Source organism: Brevibacterium sp. HMSC08F02 (assembly GCF_001807555.1).
Taxonomy (GTDB): Bacteria; Actinomycetota; Actinomycetes; order Actinomycetales; family Brevibacteriaceae; genus Brevibacterium; species Brevibacterium ravenspurgense.
The window spans coordinates 27,496-46,171 of record NZ_KV789350.1 but is presented as its reverse complement, the minus strand read 5'-3'; the positions used below and the strand labels follow the sequence as shown (position 1 = coordinate 46,171).

Here is an 18,676-nt window from a genome sequence, read left to right as displayed (position 1 = left end):
GCGGGTTCTCCGGCAGCGTCCAGTTTTCGCGACGTCGGTCGAGCTCAGCCTGATCAACGTGCAGGTCGATCGAACGGGCGGCGATGTCGACGGTGATCTTGTCGCCGTCTTCGACAAAGGCGATCGGTCCGCCGTCAACGGCTTCAGGTGCGACGTGGCCGATGCACAGACCGGTGGAACCACCCGAGAAGCGACCGTCGGTGATGAGCAGAACGTCCTTGCCGATGCCCGCACCCTTGATGGCACCGGTGATGGCGAGCATTTCGCGCATACCCGGGCCGCCCTTGGGGCCTTCGTAGCGGATGATGATGACGTCGCCGGCCTTGAGCTTGCCTTCCAGAACGGCGTCCATTGCGGCCTGTTCGCGGTCGAAGACGCGCGCGGTGCCCTCGAAGACGTCGGCGTCGAAGCCTGCCGACTTCACGACCGCACCCTCCGGTGCCAGCGAACCGGTGAGCACCGTCAGACCACCGGTCTTGTGGATGGGGTTGCTCATAGCGCGGACGATCTTGCCGTCCGGGTCCGGCGGGTTGATGGCCTTGAGGTTCTCGGCAACCGTCTTGCCGGTGACCGTCATGCAGTCGCCTTCGAGCAGACCAGCGTCCAGCAGAGCCTTCATGACCACGGGAACGCCGCCCATCTTGAAGACGTCGTTCATGACGTAGTCACCGAAGGGCTTGACGTTGCCCAGGTGCGGAACCTTGTCGCCGATGCGGTTGAAGTCATCGAGCGAAAGGTCAACACCGGCTTCGTGGGCGATTGCCAGCAGGTGCAGCACCGCGTTGGTCGAGCCACCGAAGGCCATCGTCACTGCAATCGCGTTGCAGATCGATTCGTAGGTGATGATGTCCTTCGTGGTGATGCCGCGGCGCAGCAGCTCAACAACCGCTTCACCCGATGCGCGGGCGAACAGCGTGCGGTTGCGGTGAATGGCCGGCGGAGCTGCCGAACCCGGCAGAGACATGCCCATAGCTTCGGCGGCCGAGGCCATCGTGTTGGCGGTGTACATACCGCCACATGCACCTTCACCAGGGCAGACGGCGCGCTCGATGGCGTCGACGTCAGCTTCGGTCATCTTGCCGGCACGGCAGGCGCCGACCGCCTCGAAGGCATCGATAAGGGTGACTTCCTTTTCGGTGCCGTCCGACAGCTTTGCGGTGCCCGGCATGATCGAGCCGTTGTAGAGGAACACGCTCGAAAGCCCCAGGCGGGCAGCAGCCATGAGCATGCCGGGAATCGACTTGTCACAGCCGGCCAGCAGGACCGAGCCATCCAGGCGCTCAGCACCGAAGACGGTTTCGACCGAGTCGGTGATGATTTCGCGGCTCACCAGCGAATAATGCATGCCCTCGTGGCCCATGGAAATGCCGTCGGACACGGAAATCGTGCCGAACTCCAGCGGGTAACCGCCGGCAGCGTGGACGCCTTCTTTGGCGAACCCGGCAAGCTTTTCCAGCGTGAGGTTGCAGGGGGTGATTTCGTTCCACGAACTGGCCACACCGATCTGCGGCTTTTCCCAGTCCTCGTCGCCCATTCCAACTGCCCGCAGCATGCCGCGGGCAGCGGCGCGCTCGAGTCCGTCCGTTACGTCGCGCGAACGCGGCTTGATATCTGGTGTTTCGCTCATAAGCGCAGTCTAAATCCTCTTGTCCACATGCTGGAGAACGTGTGCACTATGTGGACAGGCGGGGTGCGTACCAGCAGTTTCAGACCTTGTTGAGCGGCTCCTCGCCCGCGGCAATCCGCTCGAGCTGCTCCGTGAGGATCCCCAGGATCCGCGGGAAGAAAGCGCTCGTGTTGCCGCCGACGTGCGGGGCGATGAGGGTGTTGGGCGCCTTCCACAGCGGGTGGTCCTCCGGCAGCGGTTCGGGGTCGACAACGTCAAGCGCGGCGTGCAGTCGGTCCGATTCGAGTTCAGCGAGCAGAGCGTCGGTGTCGACGATCTTGCCGCGGCCCACATTGCACACGAGCGCACCGTCGGGCAGCTGCACGAGGAATTCCGCGTCCACCATGCCTTCGGTGTGTTCGTTCAGTGGCGTGACGATGATGAGCACTTCCGTGTTCGGAAGGATCTGGGCAAGGTCATCGTTGCCGTAGACCGTGCCGTGTTCGTCTTCCCTGGCGCGGCTGCCCACGCGGGTGATCTCGACTTCGAACGGCTCCAGGCGGCGGCGGATCTCCTCACCAATCCCACCGACTCCCAGCAAGGTGACCTTCCGGTCGGCCAGGGAAAGGCGGCGCTGGTGATCCCATGTGCCAGTCAGCTGGTTGCGGGCCGCTTCGTCCAGCCCCCGCAGCCGCGCCAGTACGAGGGCAACGGCAAGCTCCGCAGTCGCTGCCGCGTGCGCTCCCGCACCGGTGGTGACGGTGACCTTGCCGACCAGGTGGTTGACCACGTCGTAGCCGGTGGTCTGAGCCTGGACGAGTTTGAGGTCGTTGATTTCATCGAGCTTCGCAACAGTCGACTCCGCACCCAGATAGGGCAGGATCACCGCGTCGAGATCTGCCGGGTCAGAGTCCGGATGTTCAGCCGACCACACGCGCAGGTCCAGGGTGCTGCGGGCGCTTTCGCTCAGACGCGAGCGCACATCGTCAAGAAGGTCGGGGTCCGGAAAGGCGATTTTCGTGATCGTGCTCATGGCCTCATTGTGTCAGCCTGGCCGAGTTTCGTCCGGGCCCAGTTCACAAGGCGGACAGAGCCGGTTGGGTTGACGGGGCGCGGCTCCCGAGGTGGAGCTCACGAGGTGGAGCTCAGCTTCTCGTCTGCTCGCGGCTGGGTGCCGCTCCCCTGGCCCGGTTCAGCGGCCGAGCAGCTGATCGAACGGGGTGATGGTGTTCGGATCGAACTCATCGACCGGCTCCACACGGCGCGAGGTGCCGTGGGCGCCCGAGGTGCTGGCACCTCGTGAGTTTCCGGCACCTTGCCCACTTCCCGAGGTGAGCTCCAGCAGTTCCTGGACTGCCGCCTCGATCCGCCTGCGCATACCGGTCTGCTCTTCCGGCAGCCCCCAGTCGTCGGTGGCGGCGAAGACCGCCGTCGGCAGAGCAAGCCCTTTGAGGTAGGCGATGACGGGCCGAATGTGCTGATCCATGGCCAGGGAGTGGCGGGCGGTGCCACCGGTGGAGGCAAGCAAGACGGGAATGCCGCGCAGACCGGCCTCGGGGAACAGCTGCAGGAACATGGTCAGCAGACCAATGGGGGCCGCGTTGTAAACGGGCGCTGCGAGCACGACAGCGTCGGAGGTGCGCAGTTTTGCGTAGACCTCGTCGAGCTCATCCGATGGCACTCCGGTGAGCATCGAATCGACCAGCTGGTGGGAGAACTCGCGCAGGTTGATGGTCTCGGTTTCGAGTGGGGCTGTTGACGCTTGTGGGTCTGCTGCCGCGGTTTCTGCTGCAGTTTCTGCCGCGGCTTCTGTTGCTAGCTCTGCCGCTGCGTCGAGGATCCTCTGCGCCAGCCGATTGCTGGTGCTCGATTCGGACAGTGAGGCTGTCAGCGCTGTGATCTTCACGGTCAGCCCTCCTGGTGTTCTTCGGCAGCGCGTGCACGTTCCTGGGCCGCCTTCGAGTTCGGTCCGCCACCAGGGATGGGGTCTTCTCCTGCTGCGTGGCGAGCCATGAGTGATTCGTGCGTTGGCGCTTCAGGAACGCCGGGCTGGCGCATGGCTGCGAATTCGCGGCGCAGGACAGGGACGACTTCTTCGCCGAGGATGTCGATCTGTTCGAGCACTGTCTTCTGTGGCAGGCCCGCGTGGTCGATGAGGAACAGCTGGCGCTGGTAGTCACCGGCCCAGTCGCGGAAGCTAAGGGTGCGTTCAATGACCTGCTGCGGGCTGCCGACTGTCAGCGGCGTTTGGGTGGAGAACTCTTCGAGGCTCGGCCCGTGGCCGTATACGGGAGCGTTGTCGAAGTAGGGGCGGAATTCATTGACCGCGTCTTGGGAGTTTTTGCGCATGAACACGTGCCCGCCCAATCCGACGATTGCGTGTTCGGCCTTGCCGTGGCCGTAGTGCTCGTAGCGCTGGCGGTAGAGGTTGACCATGCGCGCGGTGTGTGACGTGGGCCAGAAGATGTTGTTGTGGAAGAAGCCGTCGCCGTAGTATGCGGCCTGTTCGGCAATCTGGGGTGAGCGGATGGAGCCGTGCCACACGAAAGGCGGGATGTCGTCCAGCGGGCGCGGAGTTGCCGTGAAGCCCTGCAGCGGCGTGCGGAAGCGGCCTTCCCAGTTGATGTTCTCTTCGCGCCACAGGCGGTGCAGCAGTGCGTAGTTCTCAACTGCCAGCGGGATACCTTCGCGGATGTCCTGACCGAACCACGGGTAGACGGGGCCGGTGTTGCCGCGGCCCATCATGAGGCTGATGCGTCCTCCGGCCAGGTGCTGAAGGTAGGCGTAGTCTTCGGCCAACCGGACGGGATCATTGGTTGTGATGAGGGTTGTCGAGGTGCTCAGGTGGATCTTTTCGGTTCGCGCGGCCAGGTGCGCCAAGAGGACGGTCGGGTTGGCCGGGGCGACAAACGGCGGGTTGTGATGTTCACCGGTTGCGAAGACGTCGAGGCCGGCGGCTTCTGCGTGTTCGGCGATCTTCACGGTGCTCATCAGCCGTTCGTGCTCGGTCGGGATTGTGCCGTTCACGGGATCGCGGGTGACATCACCGATCGTGAAGATTCCGAATTCCACAGTGCGCTCCTAAGACTCAGATTGAGTTGATTGAACTGTCAACCACTCTAACGGAGGGGTGCCAGAGAAAGTTCCCGACCCAGCAGGTCAATCCGACCTCCACCTCGTGAGTTCATTCCGGCGAGCCACCCGTTAGCCGGAATCCGCGCCTTAGCCGCACGCAAACTCCCGTTAGCCGGAATCCGCGCCTTAGCAACCACTGCTAACGGGAGTTTTCGTTGCTAAAGCGTGTGGCAGGGCGCAATGACGAGGCGCCGCACCACTCCCCGGGGCCGTCACCTTGATGCTGGACTATTGGTTCGATCCCACAAACGGCTGTGGCCCCTGCCGTAAGACAGGGGCCACAGCCGCTGAAACGAATCACCTCACCGCGTGACCCACTCACAAAACCGCGTCCAGATCAGATCCAGATGGCCGGATCGACCAGTTCCACCTCGCCGTGGGTGGGGACGTGGCGCTCCTTGGGGCGTTTGATCTTGGCGGGAATGCCAACGGCGATCGTGCCGTCAGGAACATCGCCCACAACGACAGCGTTCGCACCGACCGAAGAACCATCGCCAACCTCAACGGGCCCCAGCACAACAGCTCCGGCGCCAATGAGCACATCGTTGCCGATGGTGGGGTGGCGCTTGACGGCCTCGGTCGAGGTGCCGCCGAGAGTCACTTGGTGGTACAGCATGACATCGTCGCCGATTTCAGCTGTCTCACCGATGACAACGCCGCTGCCGTGGTCAATGAAGAACCGCCGGCCGATGGTGGCACCCGGATGGATCTCAATACCGGTCAACGCTCGCACAGCCTGCGACAGCAGACGTGCAGGAGCCTTGCCACCGGGCCTGTTCCACAGTCGGTGAATCCCCCGGTGCGCCCAAATGGCGTGCAGGCCCGGGTAGCTCAGCGCAGTGACAACATCGTTCGTCGCCGCGGGGTCACGGCGGCGGGCATTGTCGAGGTCTTCGCGCACAGTCGCCCGCACGTTCGGCTTAGACAAACCGACCGCGGCGGCCGTGCTGAGTGCCGCGCTACCAGCCAGCAGCGCACCTTTGAGGAGTCGGCTCATCAGTGCATGTATTCCTGGAACAGCGGCGTCGACAGGTAGCGCTCACCGAGGTCCGGGAAGATGACGACGACGTTCTTGCCGGCATTTTCCGGACGCGATGCAACCTTTTCGGCTGCCGCAAGAGCAGCACCTGCGCTGATGCCCACGAGCGTGCCGTCTTCACGAGCCACGCGGCGTGCAGCTTCAAGAGCTTCTTCGTTGCCGATGGCCTGGACTTCGTCGTAGAGCTCGGTGTCGAGGACCTCGGGAACGAAGTTCGCGCCGATGCCCTGAATGGCGTGGGGTCCAGCCTGGCCTTCGGACAGAAGAGGTGAAGCTTCCGGTTCGACAGCGACGATCTTCACGTCCGGGTTGGCTTCGCGCAGAGCGCGACCAGCACCCGTGATGGTGCCGCCGGTGCCGATGCCTGCAACAAAGATGTCGACCGTGCCGGCGTCTTCGAGAATTTCCTTACCGGTGGTGGCGTAGTGCTTTTCGGGGTTGGCCTGGTTGGCGAACTGCGAAGCCAGCAGACCACCGGTTTCTTCAGCGATTTCCTTGGCCTTGCTGACAGCGCCGTTCATACCGTCGGCCTTGGGGGTCAGAACGAGTTCAGCGCCGAATGCGCGCAGCAGAGCGCGACGTTCCATCGACATGGATTCCGGCATCGTCAGCACAACGCGGTAGCCGCGCGAGCTTCCGACCATGGCCAGGGCGATGCCGGTGTTGCCCGAGGTGGCTTCGACGATGGTGCCGCCGGACTTGAGCTGGCCGCTTTCCTCAGCGGCGTCGATCATGGCAACGCCGATGCGGTCTTTCACCGAGTTGGCGGGGTTGAAGTATTCGAGCTTGGCGAGGATTTCAGCACCGGTGCGCTCACTGGCGTGCTTAAGACGCAGGAGGGGTGTTTTGCCGACGAGTTCCGAAACACTGTTGTAAACAGTCACAGCTTTCCTTTGAGTTGATTCGAAAAGGTTCACGGAACTGCTGCCGGCAGTCCCGCTTTTACACGTGACACACCAGCCAATGGCTTCAGCTGCTGATCTTCAGTCCGGATAACAGAGCTGACCGGACATATATTCCCGATTATGGCCTGTCGACTTCGCGACAGCACAACCGGGGACGGCCGATGAGGGTCACATCACAGCCTGCGAGCATGTAACCCATGCGCCAGACTGCGCTTCCCCACCGGACATTTCGCTCCCCTGTCGGCGCGGGTGGATGTCCCTTACCGTGTCAGTGCCTGTCGATAGGATGAGCGCATGGCAATTCATCCGATCGTCGTGTACGGCGAACCTGTTCTGCACCGCAAAGCCGATCCCGTTGTGGATTTCGATGATGATCTGCGCACTCTCGTCGCAGACATGTTCGAAACGCTGAAGGTGTCCAATGGCGTGGGTTTGGCCGCCCCGCAGATCGGCGTGGGCAAGCAGATTTTCGTCTATGACGCGGATGACGAAGTTGAGGGCCGCCGTCGCCGCGGAGTGTTCATCAACCCGATTCTCACGGCGTCGCGCATCCCCGACAGCCGCCCGCACCCAGACACCGAATCCGAAGGCTGCCTGTCTGTGCCGAGCTTGGACTTTCCGCTTAAGCGCGCAAACAAGGTGACGGTCAACGGCTTTGATGAAAACGGCGAGCGCATTTCCTTGAGCGCCGAAGGCTGGTTTGCCCGCATCATGCAGCACGAATTCGATCACCTGCAGGGCACGCTGTACGTTGACCGCCTGGATAAGCGCTGGACGAAGAAGTGGACGCGCGCCAAAGCCGACTTCGGCTACGGCGAACCGGGCCTGTCGTGGCTGCCGGGCACCGACCCCGACCCGTTCGGACACGAAGCTGTCGACGAAGACCTGGACTGATCTGACCAGGCGCCGCTCACCACTGCACGCCTGACCGCGGGTATCCGCGGGGTTCTGCTGCTGACGAGGCGCCGCTCCCCTGCCGGTTTCGCGTTACCTGTCGAGTTCGCGGTCGAGTTTGACCGCCTCGGCTTCTCCGCTGAATTCTGCGGCTGAGCTTTCGAGTTCGCCCAGCAGCTGCTGGATTGATTCGACGTGTGAATCTGCCGCGAGCCCCAGGTGTTCGAGGTTGGTCAGCGCTGCGTCATCAGCTGCGGTGCGTGCAACCACGTCGAGTACACGTTCCCCGATTTCGCGGGACTGTTCGCTGCGCTGCAGTTCGCTGAGTTTGACCGACAGGCGGCCCAGACCGCCCAGGTAGTCGTGCATTGCGGTGACACGGTCGGCAATTGAACGGAATGCCGCGGCCAGCTGTTCTTGATAGGCGTCGATCTGCGGTGCGGTTCGCTTATCCCGCAGAGATTCGAGTTCGCTGCGCAGCAGGTAGATTTCCTGCAGTCGCACGCCGATCGTTGATACGGCGTGGTCAAGGTCGATGTGGGACACGTGGTCTTCCAGCACTGGGTCGTTCCAGGCTGGAGTGCGACTGATCTGCTGTGCGATGTGCACGGTCAGGTGGAACAGCCGCTGTTCGTCGGTGTCCTGCCGACCAAAGGAGTACCCGAGTGCCTGCGGGGTGAGCCACATGGCGTTCTGGGCGTCTTCCAGAGCCTTTTTGTTCAGCCGCTTGGGATCGCGAAGGTAGCGCACACCCGTGTACCCGGATGTGCCGAGCGTACCGGCGGCTGACAGACCGGTGAGGATTGCGCCGGGATCCACGAGGTCACCGACGATGAGTGAGGCAACGCCCGTAAGGAATGCCAGTCCTCCCGTGACGATTCCGCCGACGGTTGTTGTGCCGATGAAGACGGCGCGACTGGCAAGCACGTTCCGGTGCATGAGCGGACCGAGCGCTTTGGTGCTGCCGGAAGTGCTTGCCAGTTCGTACCCGCGGGCTTTCCACGCGCGGGTGACTGATTCGCTGACGGAATCTGCGACCAGGAAGCGGTAGCTGGGCACGGTTGAGCCCAGTTCGCGTTCCCACAGTTTCCGCCAGCGAGCAGTCATATCAGCCGATCTTCTTCATGATGAGTTCGCGCGCCTGCTTGGGGTCAGCCTGCCCGCGGGTGGCCTTCATGATGGGGCCCATGAGGGCGCCGATGGCCTGCATGTGTCCGCCCTTGATGCGTTCGACAACGTCAGGGTTCTCGGCAATTGCGGTGGCCACAGCAGCTTCGAGCGCGCCATCGTCCTTGACGATTTCCAGGCCCTTGGCTTCCATAACCGCCTGCGGGTCACCCTCACCGGCGATGACGCCGTCGAGGACCTTGCGGGCGAGCTTGTCGTTCAGCTTGCCGTCGGCGATGAGCTTTTCGAGTTCGGCAACCTGAGCCGGAGCCACGAGGGTTTCCGGTTCGACGTCCTGCTGCTTGGCCTGGCGGGCGATTTCACCGGTCCACCATTTGCGCGCGCCCTGCGGCTTGGCACCGGCGGCAACGGTCGCTTCGATCGTTTCGAGCAGACCGGCGTTGATGACATCGCGCATTTCGAGGTCGGAGAAACCCCATTCGCCAATGAGCCGGCGGCGCTTGGCCGTGGGCAGCTCGGGCTGTTCGGCGCGCAGCTGTTCAACCCATTCGCGCGACGGCACAACCGGCACGAGGTCCGGTTCCGGGAAGTAGCGGTAGTCATCGGAGTCCGACTTTTCACGGCCTGGAGAGGTTTCGCCGGTTTCGTCGTGGAAGTGGCGAGTTTCCTGCAGGATCGATTCGCCGGCGTCAAGCAGTTCGGCCTGGCGGACAATCTCGTAGCGCACAGCACGCTCGATCGAGCGGAACGAGTTGACGTTCTTGGTTTCGGTGCGCGTGCCCAGCGGCGCATCCGGCGACTTGCGCAGCGACACGTTGATGTCAGCGCGGACGTTGCCCTGCTCCATGCGAGCTTCGGACACTCCGAGGGCGCGGAAGATGTCGCGCAGTGTGCGCACGTAGGCGGCGGCGACTTCCGGTGCGCGTGCACCGGTGCCCTCGATGGGACGAGTGACGATTTCGACCAGCGGAACGCCGGCACGGTTGTAGTCGACGAGCGAGTATTCGGCACCCTGGATGCGACCGGAACCGCCCACGTGGGTGTTCTTTCCGGCGTCTTCTTCCATGTGTGCACGCTCAACCGGCACCGTGACGATTTCGCCGTCTTCGAGTTCAACTTCGACCGAACCGTCGTAGGCAATCGGTTCGTCCGACTGCGAGGTCTGGAAGTTCTTCGCGAGGTCCGGGTAGAAGTAGTTCTTGCGCGCAAAACGGCACGATTCGGCGATCTCGCAGCCCAGTGCCAGGCCGATCTTGATGGCCGATTCGACACCCTTTTCGTTGACAACCGGGAGCGACCCGGGAAGGCCGAGCGAGGTGGGGGTCACGTTGGCGTTTGCGGTGCCGCCGAAGGTGTTGGGGGCGGCGTCGAACATTTTGGTCTCGGTGCCGAGTTCAACGTGGACTTCGATGCCGAGGACCGGATCGTATTTGGATACGGCTTCTTCGTAGTTCATGTTTCCGCTCCTCAGTTCTTGTCCGCTGCGAGTGCGGGGATGTTGTCGAGCACACTGCCGCCGCGAGCTGCGTTCAGCGCGGCTTCGATGCCCGAACCGATCTGGTACAGACGCTCATCGGCGCGTGCCGGTGCCAGCAGCTGCAGGCCGACGGGCAGGCCGTCGTCTGCCAGGCCGGCGGGCAGGCTCATGGCGGGGATGCCCGCGAGGTTCGCGGGAATCGTGGTGACGTCTGACAGGTAGATCTCCATGGGGCTCAGGCGGTTTTCCGCACCGAATTCCCACGCGGTGTTCGGCGTGGTGGGTGCGATGAGCGCATCGACCTGTTCGAAGGCCTGGGCGAAGTCGCGCTGGATGAGGGTGCGCACCTTCTGGGCTGAGCCGTAGAACGCGTCGAAGAACCCTGCCGACAGGGTGTAGGTGCCCATGATGATGCGGCGCTTGACTTCTTTGCCGAAACCGGCTGCACGGGTAGCGGCCATCACGGTTTCGGCGGTGACGGGGCCTTCTTCGGGTTCGACGCGCAGGCCGAAGCGCATGCCGTCGTAGCGGGCCAGGTTCGACGACACTTCCGACGACATGAGGATGTAGTAGGCCTGCACCGCGTAGCCGAGGCTGGGCACGTCGATTTCGACGATTTCTGCACCCTGCTTCTGGGCTTCGTCGACGGCGGCCTGGAACTGGGTGCGCACAGCGTCTGAGGTGTCGTCGCTGAGCAGCTGGCGGATAACGCCCAGGCGCTTGCCCTTCAGCCCTTCTTCGGCACCGCGCTTGGCGGCTGCGAGGAAGTCCGGGACTTCATCGGGCAGGGACGTCGAGTCCAGTGGGTCGTGGCCGGCGAGCACCTGGTGGAAGGCTGCGGTGTCGGCAACCGTGCGGGCCGACGGGCTCACGGTGTCCAGCGAGCTTGCCATGGCGATGATGCCGTAGCGGGATACCGAACCGTAGGTGGGCTTCATGCCGACGGTGCCGGTGAAGGCAGCAGGCTGGCGGATGGACCCGCCGGTGTCGGTGCCCAGTGCCAGGGGCGTCTGGAATGCGGCCAGCGAGGCGAGCGCACCACCGGAGGAACCGCCGGGGATCCGGTCGAGGTTCCACGGGTTGCGGGTGGGGCCGAACGCCGAGTGTTCGGTGGACTGGCCCATGGCGAATTCGTCGAGGTTGGTCTTGCCGAGCATGGGCATGCCGGCGGCCTTCGTCTTTTCGTAGACGGTGGCGGAGTACGGCGGCACCCAGTCTTCGAGCATCTTCGAGGATGCGGTGGTGCGGATGCCTTCGGTTGCCACGAGGTCCTTGTGGGTGACGGGCACACCGGCCAGCAGCGGGAGGTCTTCGCCTGCTGCACGGCGACGGTCAACATCGGCCGCTGCTGCCAGAGCGGTGTCGGCGGTGACGGTGACGAAGGACTTGACCTGCGGTTCGATAGCTTCGATGCGGTCAAGGTGAGCCTGGGTCACTTCGGTCGAGCTGTATTCGCCTGCTTTGAGGCCTTCAGCGAGTTCGAGTGCGGAAAGCTGAGTCAGATCGGCCATGTCAGTCCTCCCCCAGAATCTGCGGTACGAGGAACTTGCTGTCTTCCTGCGCGGGAGCGCCGGAAAGAGCCTGTTCGGGGGTGAGCACAGGGCCCACGACGTCGGGGCGCAGGACGTTGGTCAGCGGGATGGGGTGGCTGGTGGCCGGGGTGTCTTCCCCAACTGCTTCCTTGACCTGGGCGACGGCCTCGATGATGGTGCCGAGGTCGTCAGCGAGTCCTGTGAGTTCTTCATCGCTCATGGCGATGCGCGACAGCTGCGCCAAGTGCGCAATCTGGTCGGATGTGATTGCGGATTCCTCCGACATCGTCACCCTTTCTGCTTGATATAACTGCTGGTCTGATTGTACTTCCGCTGTTTCAGACGTCTTTTCCGGCCAACAGCGCGTTGAACTGCTCTTCTGTCAGCACGGTGATGCCGAGCTCTTCTGCTTTCGCAAGCTTCGAACCGGCCTTTTCGCCAGCCAGCATGTAGTCGGTTTTCTTCGAGACCGAGCTGGCGGCTTTGCCTCCGGCGGCGATGATGGCTTCTTTCACGGAGTCCCGCGTGTAGCCTTCGAGCGATCCGGTGGCCACGACCGTTTTGCCTTCCAGCGGCTTCGGTCCGGCTTCTTCGGCACTTTCTGCGACCTCGTCGGCCATTGACACCCCGGCGGCACTCCAGCGGTCGACGATGTCTGCGTGCCAGTCAACTTCGAACCAGTCGATGAGCGACTGGGCGATTGTCGTGCCCACGCCCTCAACTTCGGTCAGCGCGTCGAGGTCGGCTGCCCGCAGCGCATCCATTGATCCGAAGTGGGCTGCCAGCGCCCGCGCGGCGGTGGGGCCCACGTGGCGGATGGACAGGGCAACGAGAACGCGCCACAGCGGCCTGTCTTTTGCCCCCTCGATTTCCTGGAGCATACGCAGCGTGCCCGCCGATGGCTGGGCCGGGGTTTTGATCTTGCCTTTGTCCGGGCCCGAGGTGTAGTACTCGGGCTGGTTGTAGAAGTAGCGGATGCGCTTGATGTTGCCGGTGGGCACACCGTTCTTCTTTTCTTCGCGTTCAACCCACACGTCGGCGAGGTCTTCGGCCTTGAGGTCGAATAGTCCGGCCTCTGAGCGCAGCGGCGGTTCGTCTGGGCTCAGGGGGTTGGTCAGAGCGAGCGAGGCTTCTTCGCCGAGAGCTTCGATGTCAAGGGCTGCCCGGGAAGCCAGGTAGAACAGGCGGTTTGCCACCTGGGACGGGCAGGTCTGCGAATTGGGGCACCGCAGGTCGCGGTCGCCCTCTTTCTGTTCGACCAGTTCGGTGCCGCAGTCCGGGCAGTGGGTGGGCATGTGCCATTCAGTCTCTGTGCCGTCGCGGTTATCAACCACCGGCCCGAGGATTTCGGGAATGATGTCGCCGGCTTTGCGCAGGATGACGGTGTCGCCGATGAGCACGCCCTTGCGTTTGACCTCGTAGCCGTTGTGCAGGGTGGCCTTTTCGACCGTGGAGCCGTCGACCAGGACGGGTTCCATAATCGCGAACGGGGTCACCCGGCCGGTGCGGCCCACCTGCACGCGGATGTCGAGCAGTTCTGTTGTGACTTCTTCCGGCGGGTACTTGTACGCGCACGCCCAGCGGGGTGCTCGCGATGTATAGCCAAGCTGTTCCTGCACCGCGAAGTCGTCGATCTTGATGACGATGCCGTCGATGTCGTGCAGGAGGTCGTGCCGGTGTTCGGCGTAGTGCTCGATGTAGGCGTGGACGTCGTCTTCGGTTTCGCAGTGCTTGTAGTACTGCGAAATGGGCAGGCCCCACTCACCCAGGATGTCGTAGACCTCGGACTGGCGCTTGGGCAGTTCCTGGCCGTCACCGGCTTCCCAAGCGGCAACACCGTGGACGAGCATGCGCAGCGGCCGCTGTGCTGTGACCTTGGGGTCTTTTTGGCGCAGCGAACCGGCTGCGGCGTTGCGCGGATTGGCGAAGGGGTCTTTGCCGGCGTCGATGAGGCCCGCGTTGAGGTCAGCGAAATCTTTCAGCGGGAAGAAGACTTCACCGCGGATTTCGACCTGCGCCGGCGGGGCGTCAGTGTCCAATTCCACTGGGATGTCTTTCAGTGTGCGGATGTTCGCCGTGATGTCTTCGCCGGTGTAGCCGTCGCCTCGGGTGGCTGCGCGCACCAATTTGCCGTCGCGGTAGAGCAGATTGCACGCCAGACCGTCGATTTTCACTTCCGACAGAAACTGCGTACCAGCGGGAACACTGCGCTTGACCCGGGCGAACCAGGCGTCGAGTTCTTCGACGGAGAAGACGTCGTCGAGTGAGTACATGCGAGCCACGTGGTCGACCGGCGCGAAGGCTTCTGTGTCAACCCCGCCGCCGACCTTTTGGGTGGGTGAATCCGCAGCGGCCAGTTCCGGGAAGTCTGCTTCGAGCTGTTCGAGTTCGCGCATGAGCGCATCGAAGTCGGCATCCGGGATCGTGGGGGCGTCGTGAACGTAGTAGGCCTCGCGGTGTTCTTCGATTTCAGCGCGCAGCCGGGCAGCGCGTTCTGCTGCCTGTTCCGGTGAATAGGTGCTCATTCTTCTTCTTTCAGCGCGTTGTGAATATCCGTTGCGGCCTCCATGAGGCTGCGGCATGTGCCCGTGTCAGCCCCTGTGGGCAGCAGACCTGCAGAAGCCGGTTCGGCAAGGCCGGTGAGGACACCGAACTGGGCTGCCGAGGCCCGGCTCATGCCGATTCTCCGCCACGGTTCCCACACTAACGCCAGGGTCTGACTTAACCGCGCCCGCTGGAGGTTGTACGGGAACTTAAGCCACACCTCGTGCCCGGCATCAACCCATTCGGCCAGCCGCTCCCACCGGGCAAGACCAACCGGAGAATCACCAGCCGTCCCCTCGGAAGAAGCCCCATCAGACCCCGACCCAGCCGGCAGGTCGACAACAATCGAGCCGGCACCGATGTCGAGCAGCTGATCAGCGTGCCGAATGGCCTTCCCACCAATCCGCACGGTCGCAAGCTTCGGCACGTGCAGCAGCGGGTTCTCCCCGCACCTGGCCAGGAAGGACTGCAGTCCTGTGAACACTGCCTGCTCCGGCAGGGCGGGCAGGGTTCGGAACCCGGAGTCGGTCGGCACAGAACCGGTGAGGACCGGGTCCAGGTGCCTCTCAACAATCCGCACCCGAGGTGCCTGCCCGGTCCTGCGCTCCACCTCGGCAAGGTGCGCCTGGACAGCGAAAGCGTAAGCCTGCAGGACATCGCGAACGGCACCGAAGTCGGACAGGACTGGCGCCCCAGTCGGCAGTGTCATGTGGCGGATCAGGTGCCACGGTCCAGGCAGCGTGAGAAGCGTGGGGCGTTCGTCGCAGTATTCTTCGACAGCGTCGAGGATTTGGGCGGTGTGAGAACGGCTCAGCCGCTGTTCGCGGCTTTCTCCCCTGGCCAGCCGCCAGCCGGCGGGGCTGAGGTCGACGGGCAGGTCGAGCATGCCCGCCGCCGGTGCCAGGAAGTCCAACGCCCAGCGGGTGCCGCCCTCGGCAGGCTGGGCGATCTGCGGGATGGCCGGCAGGCCTTCGCCAGATGCGCTGACGGCGGCGCTGAAAGCCTCACGCGGTTCGGTTCCGGCCCACACGCCGGTTGTGGCCGTCAGGTTCACCTGCCGCGTCCTCGCAGCTGCACCGGCGGGACGTCAACGGCGAAGCCCATGATGCGGCCGTAGAAGCTCAGTTCTTCTTCCAGCGAGGTGCGGATGGCCTCGGGATCACTGAAGCCGTGGGCTTCATTGGGGAAGAATCGTGCGGCGTAGGGCAGGTTTGCCTTTTCCAGTGCGTCGATGAGTGCGCGCGCTTGGTTCGGCGGGACGACGGCGTCTTTTTCGCCCTGGAACACGGCTACGGGTGCGCTGATGTCCTCAAGGTGGTCCAGCGGCGATGCTTTCCGCAGCGTTTCAGGATCCCCACCGCCCACGAGCCCATCCAGGTAGCGGGATTCGAAGTCGTGGGTGTCTTCGGCAAGCGAACGCAGGTCCACAACCCCGTAATACGAGCTTCCGCAGGCAAACACGTCTGTTGTAGTCAGCGCCTGCAGCACCGTCAGGCCGCCGGCGGAACCGCCGCTGATGGCCACGCGGCCAGGGTCGATGAGGCCGTCTTCGGCCAAGCCCTGGGCGACAGTCACGGTGTCGGCAACGTCAAGCACGCCCCACTGGCCCTTGAGCGCTTCGCGGTACTGCCGTCCCATTCCGGTCGAGCCGCGGTAGTTGACGTCGATGACCGCAATCCCGCGGGATGTGAAGTACGCGTGATGCAGCGTCACCCGCGGCACAATGCGCGAGGTCGGGCCGCCGTGTACAAACGCCACACACGGTGGGGCCTGTTCAGCACCGCCGCCGAGGTGGAGGTCGGCTCCCGCCGCACTGCCCGCGTGGGTCTCGGGGTTGGGGTTCGCGCTGGCGTTACCGTCCTCATGAGCGTCCGGCTTGCGCGGCGGGTACCAGACGGCTTGAATGCCGGAGTATTCGCGCACTTCGGCCCGCGGCAGGTATTCGGCGATAGCCGACCAGCTCTCCGGCAGCACGATCGACAGGGCCACCGGTTCGAGCTCACCTGAAGCGATGTCGAAGGTGTAGAGCCCATCGACCCGGTTGCGCCCGCCGGCGCGAATAAGAGCTGTCGTGTCGCGGAAGTCCTCAATTTCAGCCCAGTCGATGTCGGCTTCGAAATCCACGGGACTGCTGCCCTGATCGTCGGGGCGGCTGTCGGCCCATAGGAGCGCTGCCGTGCGCTGGGTCGTGATTCCGTCGCGCGCGGCAGCCGCCACGATCCGCTGTCCGTCAAGAACCGGCAGGTACCAGCGTGAACCCAGCACCCAGAGAGGACCCCCGATCTCACCGGGGTCGTCAAGAACAGAGGCAACCTCCGCCTCGGGAGTTCCGGGAGTGCCGAGCGCACGGTCCCGAAACACGCGCACATCCACGCTCACCACCGCCCACGAGCCGCGAGCGTCAGTGCTGACCGTCAGTGTGGAGCGGCTGAGCCATTCGGGCTGAAGAATCGATTGGCGCTTCTCAGCACCCAGGATGGCCACGGGCGGACCCTGCGGTTCGAGGGTCTGCGGGTCGAGGTCAGCTAGCAACAGGCGGGTGGCATCCCACGGCATATCCGGGTGGTCCCAGCCGATGAACGCCAGGTGCTTGGCATCCGGGGACAGCCGCGGGTAGGCCATAAAATGCGGGCGGTCCTCCCCCGTCCAGTCCGCGGGGAAAAGCGAGCGCACCGGGGTGTCTGCGCTGGGGTCAATGAGAACAATGTCCCGAACAACGTCGTGCGGGTGCGCACCGCGGAACTCACGTACCGCGGTGAAAACAGGGGCTGACGAGGTGCCAGCCGGGTTTGCCGAGGAACTGCGGGCAACCGTGATGTCACCGAAGAACACCCTGCCGGCGGAATCATCCGTCAGCGCCTGCGGGGCTGTGCTCGGGGTGACCGTGTAGAGGCGCTGTGAAACCCGGTCGACGAACACAATCGTGCCGTCTGCCGCACAATCCCACGCGCCGCCGCCGTATTCGTGAACGCGCGAACCTGCCGTCAGTTTCTCCGGCAGGATGTCCTGGGGCTCGCCGTCGCCGTCGCGGAAGAAAATGCCGACACCCTGCTGCCCTGCTCTGCGCTGGGAGAACAGCACCCCGCCGGCAGCGAAGCGGGCTCGGTCGATGGGCCTGGTGCCGGCCGCTGCCAGTTCGGCGGTGATGGGCGAAGTGAGCGGCGAACCGGGTGATGCAGACTGGCCGGTCATGTCAGGCTGCCGTGCGGTCGATCGTGGCCTGGCCGAGCACCCGGGTGCCGTCGTAGACGACCATCGTCTGGCCGGGGGCGACACCACTTAGGGGTTCGTCGACGCTGATGTGCATCAGCTGGCCGGCAGGGCGGGCCTGCGGGACGTTGAATTCGGTTTCCGGCGGATCCGGCAGATATTCGCCCATCCACATGCGGGCCGGCACAGGTTCAGCGTGAGCGCGGATCTGCACTTCACACTCCATGGCCCGGTCTTCCGAGTTTCCGGCGGCTTCCGGAGGCTGACCGCACCACGTGGTGCGAATGCCCGTTAAGCGGGTGATGGAAAGGTCCGGCCGCTGGCCCACCGTGACGGTGTTCGTGCGAGTGTCGACATCGACCACGTAGCGGGGTTTGCCATCGGCGGTCGGCTTGTCGATGCCCAGGCCCTTGCGCTGGCCGATGGTGTACGACTGTGCGCCGTCATGTTCGCCCAGCACTTCGCCCTCTTTGTCTTTGATGAGACCGGGGCGCATGGGGATCTTGTCTGCCAGCCAGGCCTTTGTGTTGCCGTCGGGGATGAAGCAGATGTCGTAGGAGTCCGGTTTGTTCGCCACGGGGAAGCCGCGTTCAGCAGCTTCGGCGCGAACATCGGCCTTAGCGGCACTGGCGCCGATGGGGAAATAGCAGTGCCGCAGCTGCTCTTCTGTCAGCACGCCCAGCACATAGGACTGGTCTTTGTTCATGTCCTGACCGCGGTGCAGCTGCGGGTGGCCGTCTACCCACTGGATTTCGGCGTAGTGGCCGGTGGCAATCGCGTCGAAACCCAGGGCGAGCGCACGGTCGAGCAGAGCGGCGAACTTGATGCGCTCATTGCAGCGCATACACGGGTTGGGGGTGCGGCCCTGGGAGTATTCGGCGATGAAGTCATCGACGATGTCTTCTTTGAAGCGTTCGGAGAAATCCCACACGTAGAACGGGATGTCGAGCATGCCGGCCACACGGGCTGCATCGCGGGAGTCTTCGATGGTGCAGCAGCCGCGCGACCCCGTGCGCAGGGTTCCGGGCATACGCGACAGCGCCAGGTGTACGCCGACGACTTCGTGTCCGGCGTCTTTGGCTCGTGCGGCGGCGACGGCTGAGTCCACACCGCCTGACATGGCTGCCAGTACCTTCACGGTCCCTCCTTCGATTGGGCTGCTGGCTCTGAAAGCGCCCACGCTGTGACAGAGCTCTGCTGTTACAG

At 63.9% G+C, this 18,676-nt stretch carries 15 protein-coding genes; 1 reads left to right on the top strand and 14 read right to left on the bottom strand.

The genetic code is table 11. The features are described from left to right. The 6 genes from ilvD to cysK all read right to left on the bottom strand — a co-directional run. A partial coding sequence (ilvD, locus tag HMPREF3172_RS03820; RefSeq protein ID WP_218078924.1) for a dihydroxy-acid dehydratase occupies positions 1 to 1,627 on the bottom strand: 1,627 nt, incomplete at its 3' end. 79 nt (positions 1,628 to 1,706) lie between these two features. Then, positions 1,707 to 2,639 (bottom strand): NAD(P)-dependent oxidoreductase, encoded by a 933-nt coding sequence (locus tag HMPREF3172_RS03815; protein WP_070515566.1) that lies wholly within the window; start codon positions 2,637 to 2,639, stop codon positions 1,707 to 1,709. A 159-nt stretch (positions 2,640 to 2,798) separates the two neighbouring features. Then, on the bottom strand, positions 2,799 to 3,512 hold the full coding sequence (locus HMPREF3172_RS03810) for an NAD(P)H-dependent oxidoreductase (protein ID WP_070515564.1): 714 nt from the start codon (positions 3,510 to 3,512) through the stop codon (positions 2,799 to 2,801). A 2-nt stretch (positions 3,513 to 3,514) separates the two neighbouring features. Then, positions 3,515 to 4,678, bottom strand: coding sequence for an LLM class flavin-dependent oxidoreductase (locus tag HMPREF3172_RS03805; RefSeq protein WP_070515562.1), 1,164 nt, complete (start codon positions 4,676 to 4,678; stop codon positions 3,515 to 3,517). 400 nt (positions 4,679 to 5,078) lie between these two features. Next, entirely contained in the window at positions 5,079 to 5,738 is a 660-nt protein-coding gene (gene epsC / locus HMPREF3172_RS03800) for a serine O-acetyltransferase EpsC (protein WP_061943377.1), read from the bottom strand. Beyond that, a complete protein-coding gene (gene cysK / locus HMPREF3172_RS03795) occupies positions 5,738 to 6,664 on the bottom strand; it encodes a cysteine synthase A (RefSeq protein WP_070515560.1) in 927 nt (308 codons plus the stop codon). Before cysK ends, epsC begins: the two co-directional genes overlap by 1 nt. A gap of 315 nt (positions 6,665 to 6,979) precedes the next feature. Between cysK and def the strand changes: the two genes are divergently transcribed. Beyond that, a complete protein-coding gene (gene def / locus HMPREF3172_RS03790) occupies positions 6,980 to 7,579 on the top strand; it encodes a peptide deformylase (protein WP_062019360.1) in 600 nt (199 codons plus the stop codon). Between the two features lie 93 nt (positions 7,580 to 7,672). Here the strand turns inward: def and HMPREF3172_RS03785 are convergent, their stop codons facing one another. Genes HMPREF3172_RS03785 through mnmA form a run of 8 tightly spaced genes read right to left on the bottom strand, consistent with a single transcriptional unit; the run spans position 7,673 to position 18,608 of the window. Beyond that, positions 7,673 to 8,686 carry a hypothetical protein gene (locus HMPREF3172_RS03785; protein ID WP_070515558.1) on the bottom strand — a complete coding sequence of 338 codons (1,014 nt, stop codon included), beginning with the start codon at positions 8,684 to 8,686 and terminating at the stop codon, positions 7,673 to 7,675. A gap of 1 nt (position 8,687) precedes the next feature. Next, on the bottom strand, positions 8,688 to 10,163 hold the full coding sequence (gatB, locus tag HMPREF3172_RS03780) for an Asp-tRNA(Asn)/Glu-tRNA(Gln) amidotransferase subunit GatB (RefSeq protein ID WP_070515556.1): 1,476 nt from the start codon (positions 10,161 to 10,163) through the stop codon (positions 8,688 to 8,690). A gap of 11 nt (positions 10,164 to 10,174) precedes the next feature. Beyond that, the gene (gatA, locus tag HMPREF3172_RS03775; RefSeq protein ID WP_070515553.1) at positions 10,175 to 11,695 is read right to left on the bottom strand and encodes an Asp-tRNA(Asn)/Glu-tRNA(Gln) amidotransferase subunit GatA; all 1,521 of its coding nucleotides are present in this window, start codon (positions 11,693 to 11,695) and stop codon (positions 10,175 to 10,177) included. A gap of 1 nt (position 11,696) precedes the next feature. Beyond that, complete coding sequence (gene gatC, locus HMPREF3172_RS03770; protein ID WP_019174733.1) at positions 11,697 to 12,002, bottom strand: Asp-tRNA(Asn)/Glu-tRNA(Gln) amidotransferase subunit GatC; 306 nt, start codon at positions 12,000 to 12,002, stop codon at positions 11,697 to 11,699. Between the two features lie 52 nt (positions 12,003 to 12,054). Continuing rightward, positions 12,055 to 14,241, bottom strand: a complete 2,187-nt coding sequence (gene ligA, locus HMPREF3172_RS03765) for an NAD-dependent DNA ligase LigA (RefSeq protein ID WP_070515551.1) — start codon at positions 14,239 to 14,241, stop codon at positions 12,055 to 12,057. Beyond that, positions 14,238 to 15,314 (bottom strand): hypothetical protein, encoded by a 1,077-nt coding sequence (locus HMPREF3172_RS03760; RefSeq protein ID WP_070515549.1) that lies wholly within the window; start codon positions 15,312 to 15,314, stop codon positions 14,238 to 14,240. Before HMPREF3172_RS03760 ends, ligA begins: the two co-directional genes overlap by 4 nt. Further along, entirely contained in the window at positions 15,311 to 17,452 is a 2,142-nt protein-coding gene (locus HMPREF3172_RS03755; protein WP_070515548.1) for a S9 family peptidase, read from the bottom strand. Before HMPREF3172_RS03755 ends, HMPREF3172_RS03760 begins: the two co-directional genes overlap by 4 nt. 1 nt (position 17,453) lies before the next feature. Then, positions 17,454 to 18,608 (bottom strand): tRNA 2-thiouridine(34) synthase MnmA, encoded by a 1,155-nt coding sequence (gene mnmA / locus HMPREF3172_RS03750; RefSeq protein WP_019174729.1) that lies wholly within the window; start codon positions 18,606 to 18,608, stop codon positions 17,454 to 17,456. Between the last annotated feature and the right edge of the window lie 68 nt (positions 18,609 to 18,676).

Bases quoted from the DNA above. Each gene is read 5' to 3' on its own strand.
- HMPREF3172_RS03815 (WP_070515566.1), bottom strand. From the start codon at position 2,639: ATGAGCACGATCACGAAAATCGCCTTTCCGGACCCCGACCTTCTTGAC.
- epsC (WP_061943377.1), bottom strand. From the start codon at position 5,738: ATGAGCCGACTCCTCAAAGGTGCGCTGCTGGCTGGTAGCGCGGCACTC.
- def (WP_062019360.1), top strand. From the start codon at position 6,980: ATGGCAATTCATCCGATCGTCGTGTACGGCGAACCTGTTCTGCACCGC.
- HMPREF3172_RS03785 (WP_070515558.1), bottom strand. From the start codon at position 8,686: ATGACTGCTCGCTGGCGGAAACTGTGGGAACGCGAACTGGGCTCAACC.
- gatB (WP_070515556.1), bottom strand. From the start codon at position 10,163: ATGAACTACGAAGAAGCCGTATCCAAATACGATCCGGTCCTCGGCATC.
- gatA (WP_070515553.1), bottom strand. From the start codon at position 11,695: ATGGCCGATCTGACTCAGCTTTCCGCACTCGAACTCGCTGAAGGCCTC.
- gatC (WP_019174733.1), bottom strand. From the start codon at position 12,002: ATGTCGGAGGAATCCGCAATCACATCCGACCAGATTGCGCACTTGGCG.
- ligA (WP_070515551.1), bottom strand. From the start codon at position 14,241: ATGAGCACCTATTCACCGGAACAGGCAGCAGAACGCGCTGCCCGGCTG.
- HMPREF3172_RS03755 (WP_070515548.1), bottom strand. From the start codon at position 17,452: ATGACCGGCCAGTCTGCATCACCCGGTTCGCCGCTCACTTCGCCCATC.